Annotated in this window: 27 protein-coding genes, 1 tRNA gene and 1 pseudogene; 19 read left to right on the forward strand and 10 right to left on the reverse strand. The window is 57.2% G+C overall.

The genetic code is table 11. From position 1 onward, the window contains the following. Window positions 1-38 precede the first annotated feature (38 nt). A complete protein-coding gene (gloB, locus tag AC07WB_RS03930; protein WP_097094847.1) occupies window positions 39-794 on the reverse strand; it encodes a hydroxyacylglutathione hydrolase in 756 nt (251 codons plus the stop codon). Between the two features lie 40 nt (window positions 795-834). Between gloB and AC07WB_RS03935 the strand changes: the two genes are divergently transcribed. Beyond that, window positions 835-1,569: a class I SAM-dependent methyltransferase gene (locus AC07WB_RS03935; RefSeq protein WP_097094846.1), complete on the forward strand. Its 735-nt coding sequence runs from the start codon at window positions 835-837 to the stop codon at window positions 1,567-1,569. On the opposite strand, the pseudogene rnhA reads toward AC07WB_RS03935, so the two are convergent. Then, window positions 1,554-2,121, reverse strand: a pseudogene (gene rnhA, locus AC07WB_RS03940) (ribonuclease HI). The gene AC07WB_RS03935 and the pseudogene rnhA sit on opposite strands and share 16 nt — an antisense overlap. On the opposite strand from rnhA, the gene dnaQ reads away from it, so the two are divergent. Together dnaQ and AC07WB_RS03950 are read left to right on the forward strand one after the other, a co-directional pair. Then, complete coding sequence (dnaQ, locus tag AC07WB_RS03945; RefSeq protein ID WP_097094845.1) at window positions 2,075-2,806, forward strand: DNA polymerase III subunit epsilon; 732 nt, start codon at window positions 2,075-2,077, stop codon at window positions 2,804-2,806. The pseudogene rnhA and the gene dnaQ overlap by 47 nt on opposite strands. 134 nt (window positions 2,807-2,940) lie before the next feature. Continuing rightward, window positions 2,941-3,017 (forward strand) — tRNA-Asp (locus AC07WB_RS03950). A 116-nt stretch (window positions 3,018-3,133) separates the two neighbouring features. Here AC07WB_RS03950 and AC07WB_RS03955 read toward each other — a convergent pair. Next, complete coding sequence (locus AC07WB_RS03955) at window positions 3,134-4,621, reverse strand: NCS1 family nucleobase:cation symporter-1 (protein ID WP_097094844.1); 1,488 nt, start codon at window positions 4,619-4,621, stop codon at window positions 3,134-3,136. A 145-nt stretch (window positions 4,622-4,766) separates the two neighbouring features. On the opposite strand from AC07WB_RS03955, the gene AC07WB_RS03960 reads away from it, so the two are divergent. Genes AC07WB_RS03960 through puuE form a run of 3 tightly spaced genes read left to right on the forward strand, consistent with a single transcriptional unit; the run spans window position 4,767 to window position 7,212 of the window. Beyond that, window positions 4,767-5,489 (forward strand): GntR family transcriptional regulator, encoded by a 723-nt coding sequence (locus AC07WB_RS03960; RefSeq protein ID WP_494940063.1) that lies wholly within the window; start codon window positions 4,767-4,769, stop codon window positions 5,487-5,489. Then, complete coding sequence (gene hpxA, locus AC07WB_RS03965; protein WP_097094842.1) at window positions 5,486-6,217, forward strand: allantoin racemase; 732 nt, start codon at window positions 5,486-5,488, stop codon at window positions 6,215-6,217. Before AC07WB_RS03960 ends, hpxA begins: the two co-directional genes overlap by 4 nt. Before the next feature lie 35 nt (window positions 6,218-6,252). Further along, window positions 6,253-7,212, forward strand: coding sequence for an allantoinase PuuE (gene puuE, locus AC07WB_RS03970; RefSeq protein WP_345827225.1), 960 nt, complete (start codon window positions 6,253-6,255; stop codon window positions 7,210-7,212). 717 nt (window positions 7,213-7,929) lie between these two features. On the opposite strand, the gene hpxZ is transcribed toward puuE, so the two are convergent. The 4 genes from hpxZ to AC07WB_RS03990 are packed head-to-tail and all read right to left on the reverse strand — an operon-like array spanning window position 7,930 to window position 11,494. Beyond that, on the reverse strand, window positions 7,930-8,313 hold the full coding sequence (gene hpxZ, locus AC07WB_RS03975; protein ID WP_494940064.1) for an oxalurate catabolism protein HpxZ: 384 nt from the start codon (window positions 8,311-8,313) through the stop codon (window positions 7,930-7,932). 2 nt (window positions 8,314-8,315) lie between these two features. Continuing rightward, complete coding sequence (locus tag AC07WB_RS03980) at window positions 8,316-9,713, reverse strand: AtzE family amidohydrolase (protein ID WP_097094839.1); 1,398 nt, start codon at window positions 9,711-9,713, stop codon at window positions 8,316-8,318. Next, window positions 9,710-9,895 carry an oxalurate catabolism protein HpxX gene (gene hpxX / locus AC07WB_RS03985; RefSeq protein WP_097094838.1) on the reverse strand — a complete coding sequence of 62 codons (186 nt, stop codon included), beginning with the start codon at window positions 9,893-9,895 and terminating at the stop codon, window positions 9,710-9,712. The genes AC07WB_RS03980 and hpxX overlap by 4 nt, the downstream gene beginning before the upstream one ends. A 12-nt stretch (window positions 9,896-9,907) precedes the next feature. Next, the gene (locus AC07WB_RS03990; protein ID WP_400454668.1) at window positions 9,908-11,494 is read right to left on the reverse strand and encodes a gamma-glutamyltransferase family protein; all 1,587 of its coding nucleotides are present in this window, start codon (window positions 11,492-11,494) and stop codon (window positions 9,908-9,910) included. 296 nt (window positions 11,495-11,790) lie between these two features. On the opposite strand from AC07WB_RS03990, the gene hpxU reads away from it, so the two are divergent. The 10 genes from hpxU (at window position 11,791) to katG (ending at window position 21,546) form a co-directional block, all read left to right on the forward strand. Continuing rightward, window positions 11,791-12,630: a MurR/RpiR family transcriptional regulator HpxU gene (gene hpxU / locus AC07WB_RS03995; protein WP_345827221.1), complete on the forward strand. Its 840-nt coding sequence runs from the start codon at window positions 11,791-11,793 to the stop codon at window positions 12,628-12,630. A 192-nt stretch (window positions 12,631-12,822) separates the two neighbouring features. Next, complete coding sequence (locus tag AC07WB_RS04000; RefSeq protein WP_494940065.1) at window positions 12,823-13,608, forward strand: transporter substrate-binding domain-containing protein; 786 nt, start codon at window positions 12,823-12,825, stop codon at window positions 13,606-13,608. A 3-nt stretch (window positions 13,609-13,611) separates the two neighbouring features. Further along, window positions 13,612-14,277 carry an amino acid ABC transporter permease gene (locus AC07WB_RS04005; RefSeq protein ID WP_400454674.1) on the forward strand — a complete coding sequence of 222 codons (666 nt, stop codon included), beginning with the start codon at window positions 13,612-13,614 and terminating at the stop codon, window positions 14,275-14,277. Next, window positions 14,274-14,930 (forward strand): amino acid ABC transporter permease, encoded by a 657-nt coding sequence (locus AC07WB_RS04010; protein ID WP_007887184.1) that lies wholly within the window; start codon window positions 14,274-14,276, stop codon window positions 14,928-14,930. The genes AC07WB_RS04005 and AC07WB_RS04010 overlap by 4 nt, the downstream gene beginning before the upstream one ends. Next, window positions 14,911-15,642, forward strand: a complete 732-nt coding sequence (locus AC07WB_RS04015; RefSeq protein WP_064740345.1) for an amino acid ABC transporter ATP-binding protein — start codon at window positions 14,911-14,913, stop codon at window positions 15,640-15,642. Before AC07WB_RS04010 ends, AC07WB_RS04015 begins: the two co-directional genes overlap by 20 nt. Before the next feature lie 21 nt (window positions 15,643-15,663). Continuing rightward, window positions 15,664-16,899 carry a pyridoxal-phosphate-dependent aminotransferase family protein gene (locus tag AC07WB_RS04020; RefSeq protein WP_345827219.1) on the forward strand — a complete coding sequence of 412 codons (1,236 nt, stop codon included), beginning with the start codon at window positions 15,664-15,666 and terminating at the stop codon, window positions 16,897-16,899. Further along, window positions 16,896-18,155, forward strand: a complete 1,260-nt coding sequence (hpxK, locus tag AC07WB_RS04025) for an allantoate amidohydrolase (RefSeq protein ID WP_400454677.1) — start codon at window positions 16,896-16,898, stop codon at window positions 18,153-18,155. The genes AC07WB_RS04020 and hpxK overlap by 4 nt, the downstream gene beginning before the upstream one ends. Before the next feature lie 10 nt (window positions 18,156-18,165). Further along, entirely contained in the window at window positions 18,166-18,660 is a 495-nt protein-coding gene (gene uraD / locus AC07WB_RS04030) for a 2-oxo-4-hydroxy-4-carboxy-5-ureidoimidazoline decarboxylase (RefSeq protein ID WP_097094833.1), read from the forward strand. After that, a complete protein-coding gene (uraH, locus tag AC07WB_RS04035) occupies window positions 18,657-18,992 on the forward strand; it encodes a hydroxyisourate hydrolase (RefSeq protein WP_097094832.1) in 336 nt (111 codons plus the stop codon). The genes uraD and uraH overlap by 4 nt, the downstream gene beginning before the upstream one ends. 355 nt (window positions 18,993-19,347) lie before the next feature. Continuing rightward, window positions 19,348-21,546: a catalase/peroxidase HPI gene (katG, locus tag AC07WB_RS04040; protein WP_097094831.1), complete on the forward strand. Its 2,199-nt coding sequence runs from the start codon at window positions 19,348-19,350 to the stop codon at window positions 21,544-21,546. Between the two features lie 43 nt (window positions 21,547-21,589). Here the strand turns inward: katG and AC07WB_RS04045 are convergent, their stop codons facing one another. Beyond that, window positions 21,590-22,360, reverse strand: a complete 771-nt coding sequence (locus AC07WB_RS04045; protein WP_097094830.1) for an amidohydrolase — start codon at window positions 22,358-22,360, stop codon at window positions 21,590-21,592. Beyond that, the gene (locus AC07WB_RS04050; protein WP_176519197.1) at window positions 22,348-23,493 is read right to left on the reverse strand and encodes a pyridoxal phosphate-dependent aminotransferase; all 1,146 of its coding nucleotides are present in this window, start codon (window positions 23,491-23,493) and stop codon (window positions 22,348-22,350) included. The genes AC07WB_RS04045 and AC07WB_RS04050 overlap by 13 nt, the downstream gene beginning before the upstream one ends. A 145-nt stretch (window positions 23,494-23,638) precedes the next feature. Here AC07WB_RS04050 and AC07WB_RS04055 point away from each other — a divergent pair, with 145 nt between their 5' ends. The 3 genes from AC07WB_RS04055 to AC07WB_RS04065 are packed head-to-tail and all read left to right on the forward strand — an operon-like array spanning window position 23,639 to window position 25,477. Further along, window positions 23,639-24,253 (forward strand): methylthioribulose 1-phosphate dehydratase, encoded by a 615-nt coding sequence (locus AC07WB_RS04055; protein ID WP_494940066.1) that lies wholly within the window; start codon window positions 23,639-23,641, stop codon window positions 24,251-24,253. Beyond that, on the forward strand, window positions 24,250-24,933 hold the full coding sequence (mtnC, locus tag AC07WB_RS04060) for an acireductone synthase (RefSeq protein WP_097094827.1): 684 nt from the start codon (window positions 24,250-24,252) through the stop codon (window positions 24,931-24,933). Before AC07WB_RS04055 ends, mtnC begins: the two co-directional genes overlap by 4 nt. Before the next feature lies 1 nt (window position 24,934). Continuing rightward, a complete protein-coding gene (locus AC07WB_RS04065; protein WP_097094826.1) occupies window positions 24,935-25,477 on the forward strand; it encodes a 1,2-dihydroxy-3-keto-5-methylthiopentene dioxygenase in 543 nt (180 codons plus the stop codon). An 88-nt stretch (window positions 25,478-25,565) separates the two neighbouring features. On the opposite strand, the gene mtnA is transcribed toward AC07WB_RS04065, so the two are convergent. Beyond that, the gene (gene mtnA, locus AC07WB_RS04070) at window positions 25,566-26,585 is read right to left on the reverse strand and encodes an S-methyl-5-thioribose-1-phosphate isomerase (RefSeq protein WP_494940067.1); all 1,020 of its coding nucleotides are present in this window, start codon (window positions 26,583-26,585) and stop codon (window positions 25,566-25,568) included. Between the last annotated feature and the right edge of the window lie 19 nt (window positions 26,586-26,604).

A 26,604-nucleotide genomic window follows, 5' to 3' on the forward strand; every position in this document is an offset into this window, starting at 1 on the left:
ACTATACGTGACGGTCCGCCACAACACAACCTCAAAAATTAAAAGCGGTCTTTCTTCTCGCGTAGATCGGCGAAAGTTTGCCATAACGCCGACGATGAGACATTACCGCCTAAAGCCTGTTGTAAATCAGGATCTTGCGTGCGTAAAAATAAATTTATTTCTCGCTCAAGGGCCAGTTTTGTCGGTAAAGTAATGCGATTTTCTGCGCGTAAGTCCTTAATTTGCTGATACCTTGCCAAAATTTTCGGGTCATGAGGCAAAATTGCTGCCGCAAACTTCATATTGGATAAAGTGTATTCATGCGCACAGCAAATAAGAGTATCTTCAGGGAGCTGATTAAGCTTTTGAAATGAATCAAACATTTGTTCTGCAGTGCCTTCAAAAAGACGCCCGCAGCCACCAGAAAACATCGTGTCGCCACAGAAAAGATAAGGAGAACTGAAATATGAGATATGTCCTAAAGTGTGGCCGGGGGTGGCGATGACACAGAAGTTTAGTCCAAGCAGCGTAAATTCATCTCCTTCAGCCACAATACGTTTTGCACCTTTATCTGCCGTTTCCTGTGGGCCGAAAACCTCCAGATCGGGATAGTGCTGCAACAGCTCCTCCACGCCGCCAACATGATCGTGATGATGATGGGTCAATAAAATCGCGACCGGTTGCCACCGATTGGCCTTAATTTTATCCATTACCGGCTGTGCTTCGCCGGGATCGACAATCAGGCACTTGTTATCCTCGTCCGTCAGTGTCCAGATGTAGTTATCCTGCAATGCGGGAATGCTGGTAAGATTCATAAACACCTCTCAGGTCGTAGAAAAAGGAAAATGGTAGAGCATGAAGCCGGCTAAAACACGCCAAATCCTGACTGCACCGCGCTCCTGGCGCGATATGCCTATGGGAGATTATTTTCGCGATGCGCTCACGCAGCAACTGCAGCCCTACCTCGGAAAGCTGTATGGCTTTCATATGCTTAAAATTGGCAGTCTTAGCGCAGAAATCAATACGAGTCAGTGTGCCATATCGCACCAGGTGAATGTGGGCATTGAGGGCGATGAGTTGCAGGTTATCGCCAATAACACACAATTACCCTTTGAATCTAAATCGATTGATGCCTGCTTACTCGCGCACACGCTGGCCTGGAGTCAGGATCCACATCGTGTGTTGCGCGAGGTGGATCGGGTATTAATCGATGATGGCTGGATGATCATCAGCGGCTTCAATCCCTTCAGTTTACTCGGTATCAGTAAAGGCATTCCGGGCTTGCACTCGCGCGCGCCGTGGAGTGGACGCATGTTCAGTCAGGTTCGTCTGCTCGATTGGCTAAGCCTGCTCAATTATGAAGTAGTATATCGCACGCGTTTTCAGGTGGTGCCGTGGCATCGGCAAGGCGGCCGAGTGATTAGTGCGCATTTACCTGCGCTGGGCTGTCTGAATATTGTGGTGGCACGTAAGCGCACGTTCCCGCTAACGCCCACCAAAATGAAGAAGAGTCTGAGTCAAAGCCAACTGCGCCAAACCGTCAACGTGACGCGCCAGTTTCGTGAAGTGAAGGATCAGGACTCAACCTGATACCCAATATCATCCTGGGTTGGGTTGCCCGCCGCGCTGCGTGCTAATTCGTCGCAGCGTTCGTTTTCTGGATGACCGGCATGGCCTTTTACCCATTCCCACTTAATTTCATGATTGCTGAGCGCCAGATCGAGGCGTTTCCACAAATCGACATTCTTCACCGGCTTCTTATCGGCCGTTTTCCAGCCGCGCTTCTTCCAGTTATGGATCCAGCTGGTGATCCCCTGGCGTACATATTGGCTGTCGGTGCTGATTACCACGTCACACGGCTGCGTCAACGCTTCAAGCGCCACAATCGCCGCCATCAATTCCATGCGATTATTGGTCGTGAGACGATAGCCAGTGCTGAATAATTTTTCGTGTTCGCGATAGCGGAGAATGGCACCATAACCGCCGGGACCGGGATTGCCCAGGCAAGATCCATCGGTGAATATTTCTACCTGTTTGCGCATCTCTGGTAGACTTCCTTCTGACAAAACGCCAAGTCTGACATAAAACGAGTCCTATGAGCACTGCAAATAACCGCCAGATTGTCCTCGATACTGAAACCACCGGCATGAACATGATCGGTGTGCATTATGAAGGGCATCGCATCATTGAAATTGGTGCGGTTGAGGTGATCAACCGTCGCCTGACCGGCAACAACTTCCACATGTATCTGAAGCCCGATCGGCTGGTAGATCCCGAAGCTTTCGGCGTGCACGGCATCGCCGATGAGTTTCTCGCGGATAAGCCGCTGTTTGCAGATATTGCCGACGAATTCCTTGAGTACATTCGCGGCGCGGAGCTGGTGATCCATAACGCCTCGTTCGATATCGGTTTTATGGATTACGAATTCGGCATGCTGAAGCGGGATATCGGCAAAACCGAGACCTTCTGCCAGATCACCGATAGCCTGGCAATGGCGCGTAAGATGTATCCCGGCAAGCGCAACAGCCTTGATGCGTTGTGCAACCGTTATGAAATAGACAACAGTAAACGTACGCTGCACGGCGCACTGCTCGATGCCGAGATTTTGGCAGAAGTGTTCCTGATGATGACCGGTGGCCAAACCTCACTCTCGTTTTCACTGGACGGTGAGCAGAACAATCAGGGCTCCGGTGAAAGTATTCAGCGCATTGTGCGCCCGAGTTCGGGCTTGCGCGTGGTGAGCGCCAGTGATGAAGAGATCGTTGCGCATGAAGGTCGTCTGGATTTAGTGCAGAAGAAGGGCGGCAGCTGCCTGTGGCGCGCGTAAAACGGTTGGTTTTGCACGCATAATCGACGTTAAGCTGAAAAAAGCGGCAAACGAAACATTCCCACAGAAAAAGCGTTGACGGGTGTGGAAGCTGCTATTAATATGCGCCTCGTTCTCGACGGGGAACAAAGCGCGGAGCGGTAGTTCAGTTGGTTAGAATACCTGCCTGTCACGCAGGGGGTCGCGGGTTCGAGCCCCGTCCGTTCCGCCAATCTATTTAAAGAAGCCGATGCAGAAATGCATCGGCTTTTTGCTTTTTCTGGCTGACATAAATGCCAGCCCTACACATCCAGCGTAGGGTCGCCATTCATGGCGACCAGCACACAATTAATCTTTCTGCACCGCCACGTGATACGTCGCCACAGATTCTTCACGGTCGGCGCGCGCCAGCCAGCGGTAGCAGCCGGCGCCCAACGCCACGCCGATAAACCAGCTAAAGTTCGCCACTGCATGCAGTGAGGGAATAAAGCTAATCACTAAACCGATGCCCACCGACGGCAGCAGCGCAGCAATTGCTTTCGGGTTGAAGCCGCCGCGATACCAGTAACGCCCTTTCGGCGTGTCATCAAACAGATCGTCAACGTACACTTTGCTGCGTTTAATCAGGTAGAAATCAGCAATCAAAATTCCGAACAGCGGTCCAATGAACGCGCCCAGTACATCCAACGTATAGTGAATCAATTCCGGTGACTGAAACAGGTTCCACGGCGTCAGCAACACCGAGCCGACGGCGGCAATCATGCCACCGGTACGGAAGCTAATTTTCTGCGGCGAACAGTTAGAGAAATCGAACGCGGGCGAAACAAAGTTGGCCACGATATTAATGCCGATGGTGGCGATAATCATGGTCAGCAGACCAATCGCTACCGCCACGTCGTTACCTACCATGCTCACGGTCTCAATCGGATCGGTGATCATTCTGCCGAACAGCGATTGCGTGCCGGAGACAATGACCACGGTGACAATCGAGAACAGCAGGAAGTTGAACGGCAAGCCCCAGCGGTTACCGCGACGAATTTCACCCATACTTTTGCCGTAGCGCGAGAAGTCACCAAAGTTGAGCAGCGGACCGGAGAAGTAAGAGACCACCAGCGCGGTAGCGGTGATCATCTGCCAGGTTTGCTCGCCGGTGCTCAACTGTTTGCTGGCCAGCGTAAAGGAGATGCCGTCAAAACCGGTTTTGTATACAATCCAGCCGGCCAGTGCCACCATCACTACGTATACCGCTGGACCCGCGACATCGATAAAGCGTTTAATCGCGCTCATCCCATGCCAGAACACCATTGCCTGCAGTAACCACATCACGCCGAAACAGCACCAGCCAAGCTGCGATAAGCCGAGCCAGCTACTTTGCGTCATGCTGCTAAGCGTCGGGAAGAACTTCAGCAGCACCAGCATCAGGGCGTTGGCCGCCAGATAAGTCTGGATGCCATACCACGCGAAGGCGATCAGCCCGCGAATGATGGCCGGGATGTTGGCACCGAATACGCCAAACGCCTGACGCGAAATCACCGCGTACGGCACGCCCGCCATCTGGCTTGGTTTGGCCACCAGATTGGCACACAGCTGCACGATGCAGATGCCCACTAACAAACACAGCAGAACCTGCCAGCTCGCCAGGCCTAAGGTAAAGAAGCTGGCGGCAACGACATAGCCGCCCATGCTATGCACATCCGACATCCAGAAAGAAAAGATGTTGTACCACGACCAGTTCTGATCGCGCGTTGGCGCCAGATCGTCATTGCACAGGCGCGGACTGTATTGCGCGTTGGCTTCAGAGGCCACCCGCGAGGTCACTTCAGAATGTTTTGGCATGAAACCTGCTCCTCTCAACATCATGGAAAAATAATCACAGCGTGAAACGGTATTGCAGGATCCAGGCCAGAATTGATTTCTTGTATACAAAAAATTAATTTCACGTATACGATGTGCAGCACACAGGCACTTACCGGAGCAGGTAATGAAGAGTGAAACAGGCCAGAAAACGGCTGCCGATCTGACCGATCGCGATGAACCCATCTACCAGGCGCTTCTCACCGCCATCGTTGAACATCAACTGCCGCCGGGCAGTAAATTGCCGGAAGAAGCCTTATCCGAAGTATTTGGCGTCAGCCGCACCGGCATTCGTAAAGTGCTGCAACGCCTCGCCGCGGTGCAAATGATCACCTTGTCGCCCAGACGTGGTGCACAAGTGGCGACGCCGGGCGTGGATGAAGCACGCGATATCTTCACCACCCGCAGTTTATTGGAGTGTGCAAATCTGCCGGCGGTGCTGAGCCATGTGCAGCAACCGCATTTGGCTGCGCTGGCCGATCTGATTGAGTCCGAACAGCAGGCGCACCAGCAGCACGATGGTGCCGCCGCGATCCGCTTATCCGCCGCCTTCCATATTCAGCTGCAGGCGATTTCCGGTAATGCAGTGCTTACCGATATGGTGACGCGTTTAACGCAGCGCTCGTCGCTGGTGATCGCCGCTTACGGCGCGCCGTGGCAGCGCGGCTGCCGTTGCGATCATCACGATCGGCTCGTGGATCTGCTACGAAAAAAAGATCTGCCGGCGTTAACCGCCGCTCTGCAGCACCACTTTGAGCACATTGTTAGCAGTCTGCACTTTGAGCGCAGCGGCGAAACGTTACCCGATTTCTTCCGGTTATTTGCCGGTAACAAAGGAGCGGCATCATGAGCCTGATCCAGGTGATCAATCCCAATACCAGCCTGGCGATGACGGAAACCATTGGCGCCGCCGCCCGCGCGGTCGCGGCCCCGGGCACCGAGATTCTGGCGGTATGTCCAGACCACGGCGTGCCGTCGATTGAAGGGCATTTTGATGAAGCCATTGCGGCAATTGGCGTGCTGGAGCAGGTGAAGCGCGGTAAAGAGCAGGGGGTTAGCGGCCATATTATTGCCTGCTTTGGCGATCCGGGATTACTGGCGGCGCGCGAACTGGCGAGCGGACCGGTGATCGGCATCGCAGAAGCGGCGATGCACACTGCCACGCTGGTGGCAACGCGCTTCTCAATCGTCACCACCTTGCCGCGCACGCTGGTAATTGCCCGCCATTTGCTGCAGCAATACGGTTTTACCCACCATTGCGCTGCGCTGCACGCCATCGATCTGCCGGTGCTGGCGCTGGAGGACGGTAGCGGTGTGGCGCAGGAGAAGGTGCGTCAGCGCTGCATTCAGGCGAAACGTGAAGATGGCAGCGGTGCGATTGTCTTAGGTTGCGGCGGCATGGCATCGCTGGCGCAAGAGTTAACCAAAGAGCTTGGATTGCCGGTGATCGACGGCGTAAGCGCCGCGGTGAAAATGGTGGAGTCGCTGGTGGCGCTAGGCTTCGGCACCAGTAAGCATGGCGATCTCGATTATCCGCTCGAAAAACCGCTCAGCGGGGCATTTCAGCACCTAAACTAAGTGCTGGTTGAGGACTGACGACAGGAACTTGCAGAATGAATGATGTATCTGAAAAGAAAGAGTACAGCTTCAACAAGAACTATCCACGCGATCTGATCGGCTATGCCGGCAACCCACCGCATGCGCAGTGGCCAGGCAAGGCGCGGGTGGCGGTGCAGTTTGTCCTCAACTACGAAGAGGGTGCCGAGAATAACGTGCTGCACGGCGATGCCGGTTCCGAGCAGTTTCTTTCCGATATTATCGGTGCGGCCAGCTACGCCGATCGTCATATGTCGATGGATTCGCTGTATGAATATGGCTCACGCGCCGGTTTCTGGCGCATCCATAATGAATTTCAAAAGCGCGGTTTGCCATTAACGGTGTTTGGCGTGGCGATGGCGCTGGCGCGTCATCCGGAAATCGTCAACGCGATTAAAGCGGCAGATTACGATGTAGTCAGCCATGGCTGGCGCTGGATCCACTATCAGGCGATGGACGCGAAAACCGAGCGCCAGCATATGCAGCAGGCGGTTGATGTGTTAACCGATCTGTTTGGCAAAGCGCCGACCGGCTGGTACACCGGCCGCGACAGCCCCAACACGCGTCGCTTAGTGGTGGAGCAGGGCGGATTCAGCTACGACAGCGATTATTACGGCGACGACCTGCCATTCTGGACGCAGGTCACCTGTCAGGACGGCACGGTAAAACCGCATCTGATCATTCCCTACACGCTGGAGTGCAACGACATGCGCTTCGCCTCGCCGCAGGGCTTCAACACCGCAGAGCAGTTCTTCACCTACCTGCGTGACACCTTTGATGTGCTGTATGAAGAGGGCGAAACCGCGCCGAAGATGATGTCGATTGGCATGCACTGTCGCCTGCTGGGGCGTCCGGGGAAATTCCGCGGACTGCAGCGCTTCCTCGATCATATTCAGCAGCATGAGGATGTATGGGTGTGTACGAGGCAGCAAATTGCCGACCATTGGATTAAGACGCATCCCGCGCCGGATGCTTGATGGGCGCTGGCGGGCTGCCAGACCGCTTTTTAAAAGCCTTTAAGGGCTTTTCAAGGTCAAGGTCAACTTCAAGGTCAACTTCAAGGTCAACTTCAAGGTCAACGGCGGTTTCGATTGTCCTGCGGACAACCGACCCAGGGGAGGCAGTCGCCCCTCCCCTGGGGACCCGGTCTCTTTGTCGGCAGAATTGCCGCTGCGCGGTCCCCTCACTTCAGGTGAATTCCTGACGGACCGGCTGCGATTCGCTCCTGCTCAGCGCAGCCTCTCGCCGCCGTCCTGGCGGCTCATCCTGGAATCCCCCCTCCGTTCGGCAATTCTGACGACACTCTCCCGCTGCAAAACCTCTGCACCAAAAAAGAGATCGCATCGCGATAAGAATATTTGATTTTATTAAAAATCTTGCCGCGGGGGTGTTGAGTCGGCATCACTTTCGCCGAGGAGAAGCCTGCTTCCAGGATGAGCCGCCAGGACGGCGGCGAAAGGGCCTGCTGAGCCAGGATGGCGAATCAGGGCCGGTCCGTCAGGAAGTGGGATTTGACGAGGGAACCCGCGTAGCGGGCGATAGTGCTGCCGAAAAGCCCGGGTTCCCAGGGGAGGGGCGACTGCCTCCCCTGGGTCGGTCGGCTGAAAGCCGATCGAAACCGCCCTTGACCTGGCTCTTGAAGTGGAACTTGAAAAAAGCAGTCTGATTGCCAATCAGGGCGAAACGCTGCGCCCTCAGCTCATCAAGCTGACCTGTGCTGCAACAATCCGCCACCCTTCCGGCATCCGGACCCACGTCTGTTGTTGACGCCCAATCTTCTCCACGCCCGCGCGCGTAAACTCAGTACTGCACACCGCATAATCATCACCAAAGGTAGTGATCACCGTATTGCGCAGCGTACGATCCAGGCCTTTTGACGGGCGCGCGGCGCGAAACGCGCGGATCTCGTCAATGCCATATAAATTCTCACCCGCACCCAGGCGCACGGTGCGTGGGTCGTGCCAGAACAGCTCATCCAGCACCGCGATGTCATTGCTAATCAGCGCTTGCTCGTAGCGATAAAAGGCGGCGGTGACGTCGGCGAGTACCGCCGGGCGGTCGATATCTTCAGGTGTCATCTTCAGGCGTCCATTAAGGTGGTTTGTGGCAGCGTCAGCCCCTGCTGTTGCAGCGCCCAGGCGGCGCGCAGTGCCAGATGTTCTTTAAACGGTGCGGCGATCAATTGCAAACCAATTGGCAAGCCGCTGGCGGTGTGCAGCGGTACGGTGCACACCGGTAAGCCGAGGAAGGAGATCGGCTGGGTGAGCATGCCCATGCTGGCGCGCGTCGGCAAATCCTGGCCGTTGATGTGAATGGTTTCCTGGCCGATGGTAGTGGCGGTGCACGGCGTGGCAGGGGCGATCAGCACGTCGAACTGCTCAAACAGCGGCAGCACCTGCTGCTGGAAGTGACGGCGGAAACGCTGTGCCTGCACGTACCACGCCGAAGGCAGCATTGCGCCAGCCAGCAAGCGTTCACGCGAGTTCGGCTCGAACTGCTCCGGCTGGCTACGCAGCGCAGGTAAATAGTGATTGCCACCTTCGGCAGCGGTCATGATAAAGGCCGCCGAACGCGCGATTTCAGCATTGGGTAAGCTGACTTCCTCCACGGCATTTAACGCTTTGGCGACCACTGCCACAGCGGCGCGCGCTTCATCGCTGCACCAGGTTGAGAAGAAACCACCGAGCACTGCGCTGCGCACGCCTTCTGCGCCGTGGCGCAGTAAATCGCTGACCGGCGCAACCGGCTGTGCGGCCTGGAAGGCATCGCTGGCGTCGGCGCCTTGCAGAGTGTCATACACCAGGCTCAAATCTTCCACCGACCGGGCAAACGGGCCGATGTGATCGAGACTGGCGACAAACGGATGGCTGCCGCTGCGCGACAGGCGACCAAAAGTGGGTTTTAAACCGAAGATGCCGCACAGCGAAGCGGGTACGCGGATCGAACCGTTAGTGTCGGTGCCGAGTGAAAAGTGCACCAAACCCGCTGCAACCGCCGCCGCCGAACCGCCGGACGAGCCGCCCGCCACGCGGGTTAGATCTCGTGGGTTGTGCGTCGCGCCATAATGGGTGTTTTCGGTGGTAAAGCCGTAAGCGTAGGCATCCATATTCAACATACCGGAGAGCAGCGCGCCGGACTGACGCAGTTTGCTCACCGCCCAGGCATCTTCGCGTGCCGCGGCGCGATCGCTGAACAGGCTGGCACCGGCTAAAGTGCTGTGTCCAGCGACATCAAACAGATTCTTTACCGCATACGGAATGCCGGCCAACGGCGCTAATGTCTCGCCGCGCTGGCGTTGCCGATCGAGTTGCTCGGCTTCACGCAGCATGCGTTGGCCGGTCACTTCGGTCCAGGCGTTGAGCGCCGGGTTATGTTGCTCAATCGCTGCCAGCGTCGTTTGTGCGATCTCGCGGGCGCTAATTTCACCCAGGCTGAGCGCCTGATGCAGGGCGTTAATCGATAATGACGACAGTTTCATGGATGGAACACTCCCGCCACTTCCAGCCGATCGTCGAGCGGCAGCGCCATCAGCGGCTCGGCCATCGCGGCGATGCGATTAAATTGCGTCAGCAATTCGGCACGGCGCGCATCGTCCAGCTCCAGCGCCAGAATCTGCTCCATTTGGGCGATATAGGAGGCCCAGTCCGGTTGTGAACTCATCAATAATCTCCGTTAGAAACCGGCGGCGCTGCCGTTGCTGCGCGGATCGAACGCGCCTTCCAGCATGCCGTTGTTATGTCGAACGATGGCACCCGCATGGCCGACCACTTCACTGAAATCAGGCAGCAGTTCCACCTCATGGCCGAGCGCGCGCAGCTGCTGCACCGTTTCCGGTGCGATGCGGGCTTCAAGCTTGAGCGAGTCCGATGATTGTCCCCAGGTGCGGCCCAGCAGCCAGCGCGGCGCGCTCACTGCCTGTTGCAACGGCTGCCCCTGAATCACATGGCGCGTGAAAATCGCCGCCTGGGTTTGCGGCTGGCCGTCGCCGCCCATTGAGCCATACACCATGGTGCGGCCATCTTTAAGACGCGCGGCGGCGGGATTAAGCGTGTGGAAAGGCTGTTTGCCCGGCTGCAGCGCCAGTAGATGGTCGGGCTGCAGGCTGAACGCAGCGCCACGGTTTTGCCAGGTGATGCCGGTGCCGGGCAATACCACGCCGCTGCCGAATTCGTGGTAGATGCTCTGGATAAAGGAGACCGCCAGCCCGCTGCTGTCCATCACGCCCATCCACACCGTGTCGCCGGGTCCGCGCCCGGTGCCCCACGACGCGGCTTGCCTGTCGTCTACCTGTGCCGCCAGCGTGCTGAGATGTTCGGCGTCCAGCAGGCTCTGCACATTAATGTCGATGTGGCGCGGATCGGTGATGTGCTGGTCGCGCAGCGCGAAGGCTTTTTTGGTGGCTTCAACGATGCGGTGCACGGTTTGTGCCTCATCGGCGTCTGCCATAGCGAGCCGATCGGTAATGCCGAGGATCGCCAGCGACACCAAACCCTGCGTCGGCGGCGTCATGTTCCAGATATCGCCTTCGCTGTGTGCCAGATGCAGTGGCGTGCAGCGCCGCGCTTGGTGGGTTTGCAAATCTTCCAGGGTGATCGGCATCCCAAGTGCGGTCATTTCGCGCGCCAGATGGTGCGCCAGTTCGCCGCGATAAAAACTCTCCAGCCCGTGATCGCACAGCATGCTCAGCGTATTGGCCAGCGCCGGTTGGGTAAAGCGGCTGCCCGCAGTCGGTACGTTGCCATCTGGCAGGAACGTGGCGGCGAAACCGGGCTGATGCTGTAACTCCTGCTGCTTGGCAGCAGTAGCGGCGGCTTGCGAAGCGGTGACCGGAATGCCGTCGGCAGCGTAACGAATCGCATCGCGCAGCAGGCGCGTTAACGGCAGCGGCGCGGCACCGAGTTCCTGCGCCAGCGTTAAGGCTTCCTGCCAGCCGCTCACGGTGCCGGCAACGGTTAATGCCGCTTTCGGCCCGCGATGCGGAATATGGGTTTCGCCGTGATAGAAATCGACATGCGCCAGCGAACCGGCCGCGCCGCTGGCGTCAATGGCGATGGGATCGCCGTTAGGTGGCACCACCAGCCAGAAGCCGTCGCCGCCCAAACCGTTCATGTGCGGATAGACCACGGCGATGGTGGCGGCCGCAGCCACCATCGCTTCAATTGCGCTGCCGCCTTCACGCAGCACCGCTAACGCGCTTTCGCTGGCAAGATGATGCGGCGTAACGGCCATGCCTAACGGCGCCATATTGCTCTGTATCATAGTGAACTCTTTCTCTGTAATTACTTGTAGGGTGCATCTGACAGGGGTCGCCATAAATGGCGACCCTACAACAGCACGGTGCAGGTTTTGTAGGGTGCGCATTTATGCGCACCTGGCCGCTGTTCGCCACGAATGCGACCCTACAACAGCACGGTGCAGGTTTTGTAGGGTGCGCATTTATGCGCACCTGGCAGATCCTGCATAAACCTAAGCAAGAGCTGTTCCAGTTTTGCTCGGACATCAATCTGGATCGATTTATGCTAGCTTGTGATGAAACAAAAGTTACAGGACCGATGATGAAACAACTTGATGAACGACTTCGTAGTCACTATCCGCAACTGTCGCCGCAGGAGCAGCGCATTGCCGACTTCGTATTTGACCATTTTGATGACCTGATCAGCTACAACAGCGCCGAGCTGGCGCGATTGAGCGGTGTCTCAAAGGCCACGGTCAGTCGTTTATTCAAGCGTCTCGGTTACGAAAAATACAAGGACATGCGCGATGAACTGCGCATCCTGCGCCAGAGCGGCATGCCGCTCACCGACAATCGCGATGCGGTGCAGGGCAACACCTTGCTGTCGCGCCACTATAAGCAGGAAATGGCCAACCTCACGCAGTGGGTCAACAGCATCGATCCGCAGCAGTTCGGTGAGGTGATTGCGGCGCTGGGCGTGGCTAAACGGGTGTTTATCATCGGCATGCGCAACGCGTATCCGGTGGCGCTGCACCTGCGTCAGCAGCTGATGCAGGCGCGTCCACAGGTGCATGTCCTGCCGCAGCCGGGCCAGACGCTGGGCGAAGAGCTGGTGGACATCACGCCGGAGGACATTGTAGTGGTGATGGCGTTTCGCCGCCGCCCGCGCATCATTCGTCCGCTGATGCAGCAGCTGCAGCAGAGCAACATTCCGGTGCTGGCGCTGTGTGAGCCGCAGGCGCAGGGCATCATTACGCTGGCGCGCTGGCAGCTGTGTGCATCGCTCGATAGCGTTTCCGCCTTTGATAGCTACGCCTCCGCCATGAGCCTGATTAATCTGCTGGCCAACGCTTTGCTACATGAAATGTTGTCGCAGGGGCGTCAGCGCATCCATCAAATCGCCGATCTTTATCAGCATCTCGACGAGCTGGAACACCGTTAACGGGCGCCATTTTGGTGCGTTGCACTGTTTTAGATCGTTAACTTCCACGGGCGCTATGCCCGTTTTTTTCGCCTTGTATTCAGTAAAACCTCATTTTTTCCTCTTTCTTTCCCTGACGCTGCGGTTGGCACATTAGTTGCAGAATGATTCATCAAGAATCTTTTGTTTCACGTAAACTCACCGGGGTGCATAATGAAAAAAGTATTATTAGCGGTAGCGGGCGCGGCTTTGCTGATGGCGCAGGTCGGTAGCGCGATGGCCGATCAGTTGCAGGATATCCAGAAGCGTGGCGTGATTCGCGTGGCGGTACCGCAGGATTTCCCGCCGTTCGGCTCGGTGGGCACCGATTTGCAGCCGCAGGGCTACGATATTGATATGGCGAAGTACCTCGCCAAACAGATGAAACTGAAGTTGCAGCTGGTGCCGGTTTCCAGCGCCAACCGCGTGCCCTATCTGCAAACCGATAAAGTCGATCTGGTGATTTCCAGCATGGGCAAAAACGCCGAGCGCGAGAAAGTGATCGATTTCACCCGCGCCTACGCGCCGTTCTTCCTCGGCGTATTTGGTCCGAAAGGCGACACGCTGAAGGATGCGGCGGCACTCAGCGGTAAATCCATCGGTGTGACGCGCGGTGCGGTGGAAGACATGGTGTTAAGCGATATCGCGCCAAAAGACGCGCAGGTGAAGCGTTATGAAGATAACAACACCACGCTGTCAGCTTATCTCTCAGGTCAGGTGCAGTATGTGGCAACCGGCAACCTGGTTGTCGCCGCGATTGCGCGCCAAAATGCCGATAAAGCGCCGGTTGCCCAGTTCATGTTGAAAGATTCGCCGTGCTACATCGGCCTGAAAAAAGATGAGCCGGCGCTGAAAGAGAAAGTGAATGCGCTGATTGAGCAGGGCATCAAAGACGGCACGCTGAACACGCTGTCGGAAGAGTGGCTGAAAGCGCCGCTGCCCGCCAACCTCGGCGCATAAAACATGGGGCAACTTAACTTTGCCGATCTCTGGCCACATTGGCCAGAGCTACTGGCCGGGCTGTGGGTCACGATTCAGATCACCGTGCTCGCCACCGTGGGCGGCGTAAGCCTCGGCATTTTCGGCGCGGCGCTGCGTAGCGGCAAACCGAGCTGGGCGAGCCGCATCTGGGGCGTATACGTTGAACTGATTCGTAATACGCCGTTTGTGGTGCAGCTGTTTTTTATCGTCTTTGGTTTGCCCAATCTTGGTCTGAAACTGACGGCGGGCGAAGCCGCGCTGCTGGCGATGTTGATTAATCTGGGTGCCTACAGCACCGAAATTATTCGCGCCGGGATTCAGGTGACGCCGCGCGGCCAGTGGGAAGCGGGGCGTGTGCTGGGCTTAACCCGCACGCAAACCTTTATCCGCGTGGTATTGCCGCCGTCGCTGCAGCGCATTTATCCGGCGCTGGTGAGCCAGTGCATCATTGTGATGCTCGGCTCATCGGTGGTGTCGCAGGTGTCGTACGAAGAGTTGACCTTCGCCGCCAACCTGATTCAGTCGCGCACCTTTTTGAGTTTTGAAGTCTATTTCGTGACCACGCTGATCTATCTGGCGTTGTCGATTGCCATGCGCCAACTGCTGCTGGCGCTGGGACGTAAATGGTTAGGAGCGCAGCCGGCATGACGACGTTTACCGACTGGGACATCCTGCGCAACCTGCTGCTGGCGGCGCGCTGGACAATATTACTCTCGCTGGTGGCGTTTTTCGGCGGCACGCTGGTGACCTTGCCGCTGCTGTTTATGCGCTTGCTGAAACGCAAATGGCCAATGCGGCTGGTGCGCGCTTACACCGAACTGTTTCAGGGCACGCCGCTGCTGATGCAGCTGTTCCTCGCCTTCTTCGGCGTCGGTTTGTTCGGCATTGACGTAGCGCCCTGGACCGCCGCCTCGCTGGCATTAACGCTCTACACCAGCGCGTTTCTGGTGGATATCTGGTACGGCAGCATTCGCGCGCTGCCAAAAGGGCAGTGGGAAGCGTCGCGCTGTCTCGGCCTGACCTTTGGTCAAACGCTGTTTCGCGTGGTCGCGCCGCAGGCGATTCGTATCGCCATCGCGCCTACGGTTGGGTTTGCCGTGCAGGTGATTAAAGGCACCGCGCTGGCCTCGATTATCGGTTTCGTCGAGCTGACCAAAGCCGGCACCATTTTGAATAACGTGACGTATGAGCCGTTCAAGGTGTTTGGCCTGGTGGCGCTCGGTTACTTCCTGATGTGTTATCCGCTGTCGCGTTACAGCCAGTACCTGGAGAAAAAATTCAATGCCGCTCATCACCATTAATCAGGTACAGAAGTACTACGGCGATAATCACGTGCTGAAAGGGGTCGATCTCGATGTCGATCACGGCGAAGTGATCTCGATTATTGGCCGCAGCGGATCGGGCAAAAGTACCTTGCTGCGCTGCATGAATGGGCTGGAAGGCTATCAGGACGGCAGCATCAAACTGGGCGGCATGACCATTACCGATCGCGAATCGCAGGCGCGGGAAATCAGCCGTTCGGTCGGCATGGTATTCCAGAACTTCAATCTGTTCCCGCACATGACGGCGCTGGAAAACGTGATGCTGGCACCGCGCCGCGTGCTGAAGAAAAGTGAAGCCGAATGCCGCGCGCTGGCCACGCAGATGCTGGAAAAAGTCGGCCTTGGTGAGCGCATCAATTACTACCCGGCCAATCTGTCTGGCGGCCAGCAACAGCGCGTGGCGATCGCCCGTGCACTGGCGATGCAGCCGAAAGTTTTACTCTGTGATGAGATCACCTCAGCGCTCGATCCCGAGCTGGTGGGCGAAGTGCTGAAAGTGCTGGAGCAGCTGGCCGCCGAAGGCATGACGCTGATTCTCGTCACCCATGAAATGAACTTCGCCCGCGACGTGGGCGATCGCGTGGTCTTTATGCATCAGGGGCGCGTCTGGGAGCAGGGCGACAGCAAAACGCTGTTCGCCAATCCGCAAACCGCGGAGCTAAAGCAGTTTATTTCCACGGTCCGCCTCTAGGTTTTCATTAAGGAATACAACATGGATATCAGCCAATTTTCGCAAATCAATCCACCACAGCGTCTGCTGATGGGACCGGGCCCGATCAATGCCGATCCGCGCGTGCTGCGCGCCATGTCGAGCCAGCTGATTGGTCAGTACGATCCGGCGATGACGCACTACATGAACGAAGTGATGGCGCTGTACCGTGGCGTATTTCGCACTGAAAACCGCTGGACGATGCTGATCGACGGCACCTCGCGCGCCGGAATCGAAGCGATCCTGCTGTCGGCGATCCGTCCAGGCGACAAAGTGCTGGTGCCGGTATTTGGCCGTTTTGGTCACCTGCTGTGTGAAATTGCCCGTCGCTGCCGCGCGGAAGTACATACCATTGAAGTGCCGTGGGGCGAAGTGTTTACCCCGGATCAGATTGAAGATGCGATCAAAAAGGTGCAGCCGCGCCTGCTGCTGACGGTGCAGGGCGACACCTCCACCACCATGCTGCAGCCGCTGGAAGAACTGGGCGCGATTTGCCAGAAATATGGCGTGCTGTTTTATACTGATGCCACCGCCTCGCTCGGCGGTAACGCGCTGGAAACCGATGCGTGGGGCCTTGATGCGGTCTCCGCTGGCATGCAGAAATGCCTTGGCGGACCGTCCGGCACTTCGCCGATCACCCTCAGTCCGCAGATGGAAGCGGCGATCCGCAAGCGTAAGTGCGTGGAAGAGGGCATTCGCACTGCCGATCATCAGGATGGCGACGACGAGATGATCTACTCCAACTATTTCGATCTCGGCATGATCATGGATTACTGGGGACCGGAACGCCTCAATCACCACACCGAAGCCACCACCGCGCTGTTTGGCGCGCGTGAATGTGCGCGGCTGATGATGCAGGAAGGAGTAGATAACGGCATCGCGCGCCATAAGCTGCACGGCGATGCGCTGCTGAAAGGCATTCAGGGCATGGGCCTGGAAACCTTCGGCGATCTTAAACACAAAATGAATAACGTGCTCGGCGTGGTGATCCCGCAGGGCGTGAATGGCGATCGGGTACGTAAACTGGTGCTGGAAGATTTCGGCATCGAAATCGGCACTTCGTTTGGGCCGCTGCACGGCAAAGTGTGGCGCATCGGCACTATGGGTTACAACGCGCGCAAAGATTGCGTGATGCAAACCCTCAGCGCGCTGGAAGCGGTGCTGAATCACGTGGGTTTCCGCACCACGCAAGGCGCCGCGCTGCAGGCGGCGTGGGATCTCTACGGGAGCCGCGCATGACACAAAGCCTGATGAGCGCCAGCGAGGCACAATCTGCCGCCGCGCGCGTCATGGCGCGCTGTGACACGTTAGCGGCGATCAGTGAAAGCGAAGAGGGGCTGACGCGCGTTTATCTGTCGCCGGAACAGCTGCGCGCTAACGCACGCGTGGCTGAGTGGATGCAGGCTGCGGGCATGACGACGTGGCAGGATGCGGTGGGCAACATCTGTGGCCGCTATGAAGCGGCGCAGCCGGGCGCGCAGGCGCTGCTGCTCGGTTCGCATCTTGATACGGTGCGCAATGCCGGTCGCTATGACGGCATGCTCGGGGTATTAAGCGCCATCGAAACCGTGCAGTGGCTGCACGATCGTCAACAGCGTTTGCCGCTGGCGATTGAGATTGTCGGCTTTGGCGATGAAGAGGGCACGCGTTTCGGCATTACGCTGCTCGGCAGCCGTGGCATTACCGGCAGCTGGCCCGAAAGTTGGGTCACGCATCCGGATGGCAACGGCATCACCGTGGCGGAAGCGATGCAGGATGTCGGTTTCGATGCGGCAAAAATCCTCGACGCGGCGCGCGAGGTGAATGACATCGCGGCGTATCTGGAATTGCATATTGAACAAGGTCCGTGTCTCGAGCAGGAAGATTTGGCGCTCGGCGTAGTTACCGCGATTAACGGCGCGCGTCGTCTGAACTGCAGTTTTGTTGGCGAAGCGGGCCACGCCGGCACCGTGCCGATGACGCATCGCAAAGATGCGCTGGCCGCTGCTGCCGAATGGATGGTGTTTATTGAACACACCACGCAGCAGCAGGATCCGCAGCTGGTGGCGACGGTGGGCACGCTAAGCTGCTTGCCGGGTGCGGTTAACGTGATTCCCGGTGAAGTACAGCTTTCGCTCGATGTGCGCGGTCCGCAGGATGAGCCGCTGGAGCGCTTGCTCTCGACGCTGCTGACTCAGGCGCAGGCGATTGCGCTGCGTCGCGGCTTAACCTTCAGTGCCAACGAGTATTACCACATTGCCGCCACCGCCTGTGATGCGCGCTTGCAGCAGGCGCTGAGCCATGCGGTGGAAACCGTGCAGGGGCGCAGCCTGTCGCTGCCAAGCGGCGCGGGTCATGATGCGATTGCTATCGCCGAGCGCTGGCCGGTGGGGATGCTGTTTGTGCGCAATCATCGCGGTATTAGCCATCATCCGGCGGAATCGGTGCAGGCTGACGATGTGGCGCTCGGCGTACAGGCCTATCTGCAAGCAGTTTGCGATATCGCCCGCGTATAAAGGAACAAATATGGATTTGGTCAGCTTTAATCAGTTGCCACCCGAAGCTGCACAGGCGGCGATTGCACACTGCGTGGCGATTCCGGCCTGGCAACAGGCGCTGGTGGCAGCGCGACCTTTTGCCGACATGGCGGCGCTGCAGGCAACCGCCGATCGTCTGGCACAGCTGTGGCAGGCTGATGAGTTGAGTCAGGCGCTGAGCGCCCATCCGCGCATTGGTGATAAGGTGGCGGGGGCAGATAAAGATGCAGCGCTGTCGCGCAAGGAGCAGTCAGCGATGCAGCAGGCTAGCGGCGCACTGCAGCTGGCGATGCTGGCGGGCAATCAAACCTACGAGCAGCGTTTTGGTCGGGTATTCCTGATTCGCGCCACAGGGCGCAGCGGCGAGGAGATGCTGGCGGAATTACAGCGCCGGCTGAACAATGATGCGGAGAGTGAACAGCGTGAAGCGCTGGCGCAGCTGCGCGAAATCACCCTATTACGCCTGAAGGAGAGCATCAGATGAGCACCATTACTACCCACATTTTGGATACCGCGCTGGGAAAACCAGCGATTGGCGTGGCAGTTTCGCTCGAGCAAAACAGCCCGGAAGGCTGGCTGCCGCTGGTGGAAGGCGAAACCGACAGCGACGGGCGCATCAAAGATCTAACGCCCGAGCCGCTCGCGCCCGGTCATTATCGTTTGACGGCAGAGATCGGCGATTATTTTGCGGGTGCTGGACGTGATGCGTTGTATGTGAGTGCGCAGATCGATTTCGTGATTGGCGCAACGGGCAGCCACTATCATCTGCCGTTTCTGATTTCGCCGTGGTCGTGGTCGACGTACCGCGGTAGTTGATCCGCGCTGTAGTACGCCTGGTGCGCATCAATGCGCACCCTACAAAAACCGTCGGGTCGCCATTCATGGCGACCAATTGCACAAATGCGCACCTGACAAACGTGGCTGCGGCGGTCGTAGGGTCGCCATTCATGGCGACCAATTGCACAAATGCGCACCTGACAAACGTGGCTGCGGCGGTTGTAGAGGCGCCATTCATGGCGACCAATTGTATAAATGCGCACTGCATCACACGGCTGCGCTTGAAAGCCAGTAACTATCAAAACCTTCGGTTCATCCAAATATATTCTTGGCTCAAGTGCGGCTAATCTTAGTCGCATTAAAGAAAGCAATGTGAAGCCAATGGAGCCGAAAAATGAGCACGCACGACAATAACGATAATGCAGCAGCCTCAGGTAAATGCCCCTTTCATCACGGGGCTTCAGAAGAGAAGAGCGTATTAGCACGCGGCGCCGGTAGTGGGACATCTAACCGCGATTGGTGGCCCAATATGCTGCGTGTCGATCTGTTAAACCAGCACTCCAACCGTTCCAACCCACTCAGTGATACCTTCAACTACCGCGACGAATTCAGCAAACTTGATTACTCCGCATTAAAAGCCGACATCCGCGCCATTCTCACCGATTCGCAATCCTGGTGGCCAGCCGACTGGGGCAGCTATATCGGGCTGTTCATTCGCATGGCGTGGCACAGCGCGGGCACCTATCGCACCATCGATGGTCGCGGCGGTTCAGGGCGTGGGCAGCAGCGTTTTGCCCCGCTTAACTCGTGGCCGGATAACGTCAGCCTTGATAAAGCGCGTCGTCTGCTGTGGCCGGTGAAACAAAAATACGGTCAGAAAATTTCCTGGGCCGATCTCTACATTCTGGCGGGTAACGTCTCGCTGGAAAACGCCGGCTTCCGCACCTTCGGCTTTGGTGCCGGTCGTGAAGACGTGTGGGAACCGGATATGGATGTGGATTGGGGCCACGAAACCGAATGGTTGGCACATCGCCATCCCGAAGCGCTGGCTAACGCTCCGCTGGGCGCGACTGAAATGGGTCTGATCTACGTTAACCCGGAAGGTCCGGAAGCCAGCGGCGATCCGAAATCCGCCGCACCGGCCATTCGCGCCACCTTCGGCAACATGGGCATGAACGATGAAGAGATCGTCGCGCTGATCGCCGGTGGTCATACGTTGGGTAAAACCCACGGCGCGGCTGCGGCCAGCCATGTGGGTGTCGATCCGGAAGCCTCACCGATTGAAGCGCAGGGCCTTGGCTGGAGCAGCAGCTACGGCAGCGGCGTGGGTAAAGATGCCATTACTTCTGGCCTGGAAGTGGTGTGGACACAAACGCCAACGCAGTGGAGCAACTACTTCTTCGAAAACCTGTTCAAATACGAGTGGGTACAGACGCACAGCCCAGCAGGCGCGATTCAGTTCGAAGCGGTGGATGCCGAAGCGATTATCCCGGATCCGTTTGATCCCGAGAAAAAACGCAAACCGACTATGCTGGTTACCGATCTGACGCTGCGTTTTGATGAAGAGTTCGGCAAGATCTCGCGCCGCTTCCTCAACGATCCGCAGGCGTTTAACGAAGCCTTTGCTCGCGCCTGGTTCAAACTGACGCACCGTGATATGGGGCCGAAAGCGCGTTACATCGGTCCGGAAGTGCCGAAAGAAGATCTGATCTGGCAGGATCCGTTACCGCAGGCCATTCATCAGCCAACGCCGGCGGATATTAGCGATATCAAAGCGCGTATTGCGGCGTCAGGTTTGAGCGTAAGCCAGCTGGTTTCTGCCGCCTGGGCTTCGGCATCAACCTTCCGCGGTGGTGACAAACGCGGCGGTGCAAACGGTGCGCGTCTGGCACTGGCTCCGCAAAACGGTTGGGCGGTCAACGCCAGCGTTATTAGTGATGTACTGCCGATCCTGCAGAAGATTCAGCAGGAATCGGGCAAAGCTTCACTCGCTGACGTGATTGTGCTGGCGGGCAGCGTCGGTATCGAGCTGGCTGCAGCTGCGGCGGGTGTGGCGACACAAGTTCCGTTTACGCCAGGCCGCGTTGATGCGCGTCAGGATCAAACCGATATCGAGTCGTTCAACTTCCTGCAGCCGCTGGCGGATGGCTTCCGTAACTATCGCCGCATCGCCAAAGGTTCTTCGACGGAAACGTTGCTACTGGATAAAGCGCAGCAGCTGACGCTGAGTGCGCCAGAGCTGACGGCATTGATTGGCGGTTTGCGCGTGTTAGGGACTAACTTTGACGGCGGCCAGCATGGCGTATTCACCGATCGCGTTGGCGTGCTGAGCAACGACTTCTTCGTTAATCTGCTCGACATGCGTACCGCATGGAAAGCTACCGATGAGAGCGAGGAGCTATTTGAAGGTCGCGATCGTCTGACGGGAGAAGTGAAGTTCAGCGCCACACGTGCCGACTTGGTGTTTGGTTCGAACGCTATTTTGCGCGCCCTGGCAGAAGTTTACGCCAGCAGCGATGCGAAGCAGAAATTCGTGGCCGACTTCATCGCTGCCTGGACGAAAGTGATGAATCTGGATCGGTTCGAGCTGTAATTCAATAAACCAAAATAAACCCCCGGCTAGCCGGGGTTTTTTATTACTTCAACATATAAGCATCCGCATCGCGCCACGCCGGGAAGCGTTCGCGGTAGGCTTGTAGCTCTTCCAGTGACAGCTCAGCGTCGAGGCGTGCACGTGCAAAAGGCTCACCGCTCGCCAGAATCTCACCCTGTGGCGAAATAATCCGGCTATCGCCGCTGTATTGATGCTGATTGCCATCGCTGCCAACGCGGTTGCAGCCGGCGACGTAAGCCTGGTTCTCAATCGCACGCGCCAGCAGCAGTGATTGCCAATGCAGCGCACGCGGCGCTGGCCAGTTGGCGACATACAGTGCCAGATCGTAATCATTATGATTGCGCGAAAATACCGGAAAGCGCAGGTCGTAACATATTTGCGGCAGAATGCGCCAGCCGCGCCATTCAAACACTTCGCGCGTTTCACCCGCCACATAGTGCTGATGTTCATTGGCCATGCGGAACAGATGGCGTTTGTCATATTGATGCAGCGTGCCGTTGGGTTCCACCAGCAGGAAACGGTTAACCGCGCCTTTCGCCGTCTGAATTGCTGCGCTACCGCCGACTAAAGCATTGCTGGTTTGCGCGTGTGCGTGCAGCCACGCCACCACGTCATCCTGCGGCAGCGAGCCTTCGGCGGCTTCCATGGCAAAGCCGGTGGTAAACATCTCTGGCAGCAGAATGATGTCGCGGCCTTCAATACCTTTCAGTACGCCATCAAAATGGTGCAAATTAGCCGCGCCATCCATCCAGCTCAGCGTTTCCTGCAGAACGGTAATTTTTAAAGCTGACATAAGCGCTCCGCAGCGGCGTCGAGCGTCGCTTCCTGTTTGGCAAAGCACAGGCGAATCAGCTTGTGCGAGAAAGGATCGGCGCAGAACACCGAAAGGGGGATGGCCGCCACGCCGACCTCTTTGGTCAGCAGCTGGCAGAAACTCACGTCATCCAGATCGGAAATGGCGCTGTAATCCACCAGCAGGAAGTAGGTGCCTTCACACGGTAACACCTTAAACCGGCTGCCTGCGAGTGCCGCGATCAGCCGATCGCGGCGGCCTCGGTAGAACGCTGACAGCTCACGATAGTGTTCGGGTTCCTGGCGCAGCATATCGGCAATCGCCAACTGCGCTGGCGTGTTGACTGAAAACGTCAAATACTGATGCACCTTGCGGATTTCGGCGCTGATCGCGGCTGGTGCGATGCAATAACCCACTTTCCAGCCGGTCATATGGAAGGTTTTACCAAATGACGACACGGCAATCGCGCGCTGACGCAGGTCGGCATGCGCTAATACGCTGGCGTGACCTTCATCGGCAAAGCAGATGTGTTCATAGACTTCATCGCTCAGCACATAAATTTCCTGCTCTGCAATCGCCTGCCACAGTTCGGCATAATCGCTTTTATGCCATACGGTGGCGGAAGGGTTGTGCGGCGTATTCAGAATCACTAAGCGGGTTTTGGCGCTTAGCAGCGTGCGGAATTCAGACCAATCAACGCGAAATTCTGGCGGCTGCAGCGCGATGCGTTTTAACACGCCGCCGGCGAGCTGAACAGCAGGTGCATAGCTGTCATAGCTGGGATCGAAGCAGATCACTTCATCGCCCTGGCGTACCAGCGCGGTGATCGCGGCGTAGAGCGCTTCGGTAGCGCCGGCGGTCACGGTAATGTCGCTGTTAACGTCGGGCGTGTGGCCATAAAGTTCGGCGGTTTTCTCTACGATGGCTTGACGGAGTGGCAGCGCGCCGATCATCGGTGCATATTGGTTCGCGCCCTGGCTAACGTGATAAGCCAAACGTTCTTGCAGATAGCGTGGACCGTCGAAGTCGGGAAAGCCCTGCGAAAGATTGATAGCGTTGTGCTGCTGCGCTAACGCGCTCATTTGCGTAAAAATGGTGGTGCCGAGCGCCGGTAATTTGCTCTCGGGGATCAGGTTGGGCTGCGTCATTATTTGTGGCCTTAAGCGCGAATGTCGTTGCGGAGAAACCCTGTGTTGCTGCCACTATAAACAGGATGTTAATATTTGGCAATCGAGACGCTTAGACGTCTAAACTAACCTGCGGAGCCTGTATATCGCTATGACGGATTTTCTCCCACTGGAGCATTTAGTGGCCGCCTGCCACTGGATTGGTGGCAAAGGCTGGGCACCCGCCACCGGCGGTAATATGTCGGTGCGGCAGGACGCAGAATATTGTCTGCTGAGCGCGTCAGGGAAAGATAAAGGCAGCCTGACGCGTGATGATTTTATTCAGGTAGAGATTGCGAATAACGCCGTGCCATCCGGGCGCACGCCATCGGCGGAAACCGGTTTGCATACCTTGATTTATCGCCTTTTCCCCCAGGCTGGCGCGGTATTGCATACTCACACCGTCAACTCCACCGTGCTGTCGCGCGTTGAGCAGGGAGATGCGCTGCGGTTAAGTGGCTATGAAATGCAGAAAACGCTGGCCGGCCAGCAGACGCACCTTAATACCATTGCCATTCCTTTATTCGATAACGATCAGGATATTGACGCGCTGGCACAGCGTATTGCCGCCTTTGCAGCAAACACCCCGCTGCAATATGGCTTTTTGCTGCGCGGCCACGGCTTGACCTGCTGGGGCAAAGATGTGAATGAAGCGCGCTGCCACCTGGAAGGGCTGGAATTCCTGTTTGAATGTGAACTGCAACGTCGCCTGCTGGAGGCTAAATGATCCGCGCCATTGTTACCGATATTGAAGGCACCACCAGCGATATCCAGTTCGTGCACAGCGTTTTGTTCCCCTATGCCCGCCAGCATTTGGCCGCCTTTGTGCGCGAGAAGCATGCAGATGAAGACGTGGCTGCCGCACTAAACGCGGTGCGTGACGAAGCGGGCACACCGCAGGCCACGCTTGATCAGCTGATTACCACGCTGATGGGTTATATCGATGAAGATCGCAAGTCGCCGGGCCTCAAGGCATTGCAGGGGATGATCTGGCGCGCGGGTTATGTTGACGGCCAGTTTACCGGCCACCTTTATCCCGATGTGCTGCCGGCGTTTGAACGCTGGCAGCAGCAAGGTATTAGCCTGTATGTTTATTCCTCCGGATCGATCGCCGCGCAAAAACTGTTATTTGGCTACAGCGATGAAGGTGATTTAACCTCGCTGTTTAGCGGCTATTTTGATACCGGCGTTGGCGCGAAACGTGAAACGCAATCGTATCGCACTATCGCCGAAAAAATCGGCCACGCGCCGGGTTCGTTGTTGTTCCTGTCGGACATCCATCAGGAACTCGACGCGGCGGCGGAAGCGGGCTGGCACACGGTGCAGTTAATTCGTGGCGAGGCGGATAACGCCAGTCGTCATCACCAGGTAAATGATTTTTCCCAGATTAAACCGGAGTCGATTTAACATGAGCGCATTGACCATTTTTACCGATACCGAAGCCCATCAGCCGGTGTGGCACAGCACCGATGCCTCAGCGATTCGCGACCGCCTGAATGCTAAAAACGTGCGCTTTGAACGCTGGGAAGCCGATCGTGATTTGGGGGCGAATCCCGATGCAGAGACGGTGATTAACGCCTATCAACATGCGATAGATCGACTGGTCGCTGAGAAGGGTTATCAGAGCTGGGACGTGCTGAGCATGCGGGCGGATAATCCGCAGAAAGCGGTGTTGCGCGCTAAGTTTCTCAATGAACACACGCACAGCGAAGATGAGGTGCGTTTCTTCGTTGAGGGTTCAGGGCTGTTCTGCCTGCATTTGGATGGCGAGGTTTATCAGATTCTGTGTGAGAAGAACGATTTGATTTCCGTGCCAGCCGGTACCGCGCACTGGTTTGATATGGGATCTGAGCCGCACTTTACTGCGATTCGTATTTTCGATAACCAGGAAGGCTGGGTAGCGAACTTTACCGGCGACAAGATTGCCGATGCCTATCCGCGCCTGGCGTGATCATGGGGCGGCATGAATACCGCCCCTACAACCATGCGCCAACCGTAAGGTCGTCATTTATGACGACCCCTAATCAACAGCAATCAGCTTACGGCTGAAAAATCCCTTCCTGAACTTGCGCTGGCGTGACCACACCAGTATCCAGCACCCAACCGCTAATCAGCGCTGCAGGCGTGACGTCAAACGCCGGGTTATACACCGCTGCGTTGGCGGGTGCCCACTGCACGCTGCCAAAACTGCCCGCTACGCCCGTCACTTCGCTGGCGGCGCGCTGTTCAATCGGTATTGCGCCACCGTTCGGACATAAGCGATCCAGCGTGGTATGCGGTGCCGCCACATAGAAGGGAATGCCGTGATACTGCGCCAGCACGGCCAGGCTGTAAGTGCCAATCTTATTCGCCACATCGCCATTGGCAGCGATGCGATCCGCACCCACCCAAATCGCATCGACCACGCCGCGCGCCATCAAACTGGCGGCCATCGAATCGGTGATCAACTGATAGGGAATATTCAGCTCGCCAAGTTCCCACGCGGTTAAACGCCCACCTTGCAGCAGCGGTCGGGTTTCATCTACCCAGACATTTTTCACCAAGCCCTGCTGATGGGCATAGGCAATCACGCCGAGCGCCGTACCGACGCCCGCCGTCGCCAGCCCACCGGTATTACAGTGCGTCAGCAACTGGCTATCCGGTTTCACCAGTGTGCTCCCGGCGCAAGCGATGTTGTCGCATAGCTGTTTATCTTCCGCCACCAGCCGCAGTGCTTCGGCACTGAGCGCCGCGCCATAATCGTGCTCAGCGAGTGCCGTTTTCATGCGATCAAGATTGTTCATTAAGTTCACCGCCGTTGGACGAGCGGCGCGCAGCACGTTAAGCGCTTCAGCCAGTTCGGGGCGCGTTGCACCTTGCTCGGCGAGCAGCGCCAGCAGCAAACTGGCGGAGAGGCCAATCAATGGCGCTCCGCGCACGCGCAGGGCGTGAATATGATCAACCAGCTGAGCAACGCTATGCGCAGGCTGCCAGTTTTTCTGTTGCGGCAGCGCCTGCTGGTCAAGGATCCACAGTTGATTATTGCGGACCTCAAGGCTGGTGGTGCGAAGTGTTTGCATGATGTGAAATCCCTGTTGC

The organism is Pantoea sp. GW821-FHT03E06, from assembly GCF_059420725.1.

Coding starts and splice junctions, on each gene's coding strand:
- mtnA (WP_494940067.1), bottom strand. CDS start 26,585: ATGCAAACACTTCGCACCACCAGCCTTGAGGTCCGCAATAATCAACTG.
- hpxX (WP_097094838.1), bottom strand. CDS start 9,895: ATGAGTTCACAACCGGACTGGGCCTCCTATATCGCCCAAATGGAGCAG.
- hpxK (WP_400454677.1), top strand. CDS start 16,896: ATGACACAAAGCCTGATGAGCGCCAGCGAGGCACAATCTGCCGCCGCG.
- AC07WB_RS03935 (WP_097094846.1), top strand. CDS start 835: ATGAAGCCGGCTAAAACACGCCAAATCCTGACTGCACCGCGCTCCTGG.
- AC07WB_RS04065 (WP_097094826.1), top strand. CDS start 24,935: ATGAGCGCATTGACCATTTTTACCGATACCGAAGCCCATCAGCCGGTG.
- hpxA (WP_097094842.1), top strand. CDS start 5,486: ATGAGCCTGATCCAGGTGATCAATCCCAATACCAGCCTGGCGATGACG.
- AC07WB_RS04000 (WP_494940065.1), top strand. CDS start 12,823: ATGAAAAAAGTATTATTAGCGGTAGCGGGCGCGGCTTTGCTGATGGCG.
- hpxZ (WP_494940064.1), bottom strand. CDS start 8,313: ATGACACCTGAAGATATCGACCGCCCGGCGGTACTCGCCGACGTCACC.
- AC07WB_RS04045 (WP_097094830.1), bottom strand. CDS start 22,360: ATGTCAGCTTTAAAAATTACCGTTCTGCAGGAAACGCTGAGCTGGATG.
- uraH (WP_097094832.1), top strand. CDS start 18,657: ATGAGCACCATTACTACCCACATTTTGGATACCGCGCTGGGAAAACCA.
- mtnC (WP_097094827.1), top strand. CDS start 24,250: ATGATCCGCGCCATTGTTACCGATATTGAAGGCACCACCAGCGATATC.
- AC07WB_RS04005 (WP_400454674.1), top strand. CDS start 13,612: ATGGGGCAACTTAACTTTGCCGATCTCTGGCCACATTGGCCAGAGCTA.
- puuE (WP_345827225.1), top strand. CDS start 6,253: ATGAATGATGTATCTGAAAAGAAAGAGTACAGCTTCAACAAGAACTAT.
- AC07WB_RS04015 (WP_064740345.1), top strand. CDS start 14,911: ATGCCGCTCATCACCATTAATCAGGTACAGAAGTACTACGGCGATAAT.
- hpxU (WP_345827221.1), top strand. CDS start 11,791: ATGAAACAACTTGATGAACGACTTCGTAGTCACTATCCGCAACTGTCG.
- AC07WB_RS03955 (WP_097094844.1), bottom strand. CDS start 4,621: ATGCCAAAACATTCTGAAGTGACCTCGCGGGTGGCCTCTGAAGCCAAC.
- AC07WB_RS04020 (WP_345827219.1), top strand. CDS start 15,664: ATGGATATCAGCCAATTTTCGCAAATCAATCCACCACAGCGTCTGCTG.
- AC07WB_RS03960 (WP_494940063.1), top strand. CDS start 4,767: ATGAAGAGTGAAACAGGCCAGAAAACGGCTGCCGATCTGACCGATCGC.
- AC07WB_RS04010 (WP_007887184.1), top strand. CDS start 14,274: ATGACGACGTTTACCGACTGGGACATCCTGCGCAACCTGCTGCTGGCG.
- katG (WP_097094831.1), top strand. CDS start 19,348: ATGAGCACGCACGACAATAACGATAATGCAGCAGCCTCAGGTAAATGC.
- uraD (WP_097094833.1), top strand. CDS start 18,166: ATGGATTTGGTCAGCTTTAATCAGTTGCCACCCGAAGCTGCACAGGCG.
- gloB (WP_097094847.1), bottom strand. CDS start 794: ATGAATCTTACCAGCATTCCCGCATTGCAGGATAACTACATCTGGACA.
- AC07WB_RS04055 (WP_494940066.1), top strand. CDS start 23,639: ATGACGGATTTTCTCCCACTGGAGCATTTAGTGGCCGCCTGCCACTGG.
- AC07WB_RS03990 (WP_400454668.1), bottom strand. CDS start 11,494: ATGATACAGAGCAATATGGCGCCGTTAGGCATGGCCGTTACGCCGCAT.
- AC07WB_RS03980 (WP_097094839.1), bottom strand. CDS start 9,713: ATGAAACTGTCGTCATTATCGATTAACGCCCTGCATCAGGCGCTCAGC.
- dnaQ (WP_097094845.1), top strand. CDS start 2,075: ATGAGCACTGCAAATAACCGCCAGATTGTCCTCGATACTGAAACCACC.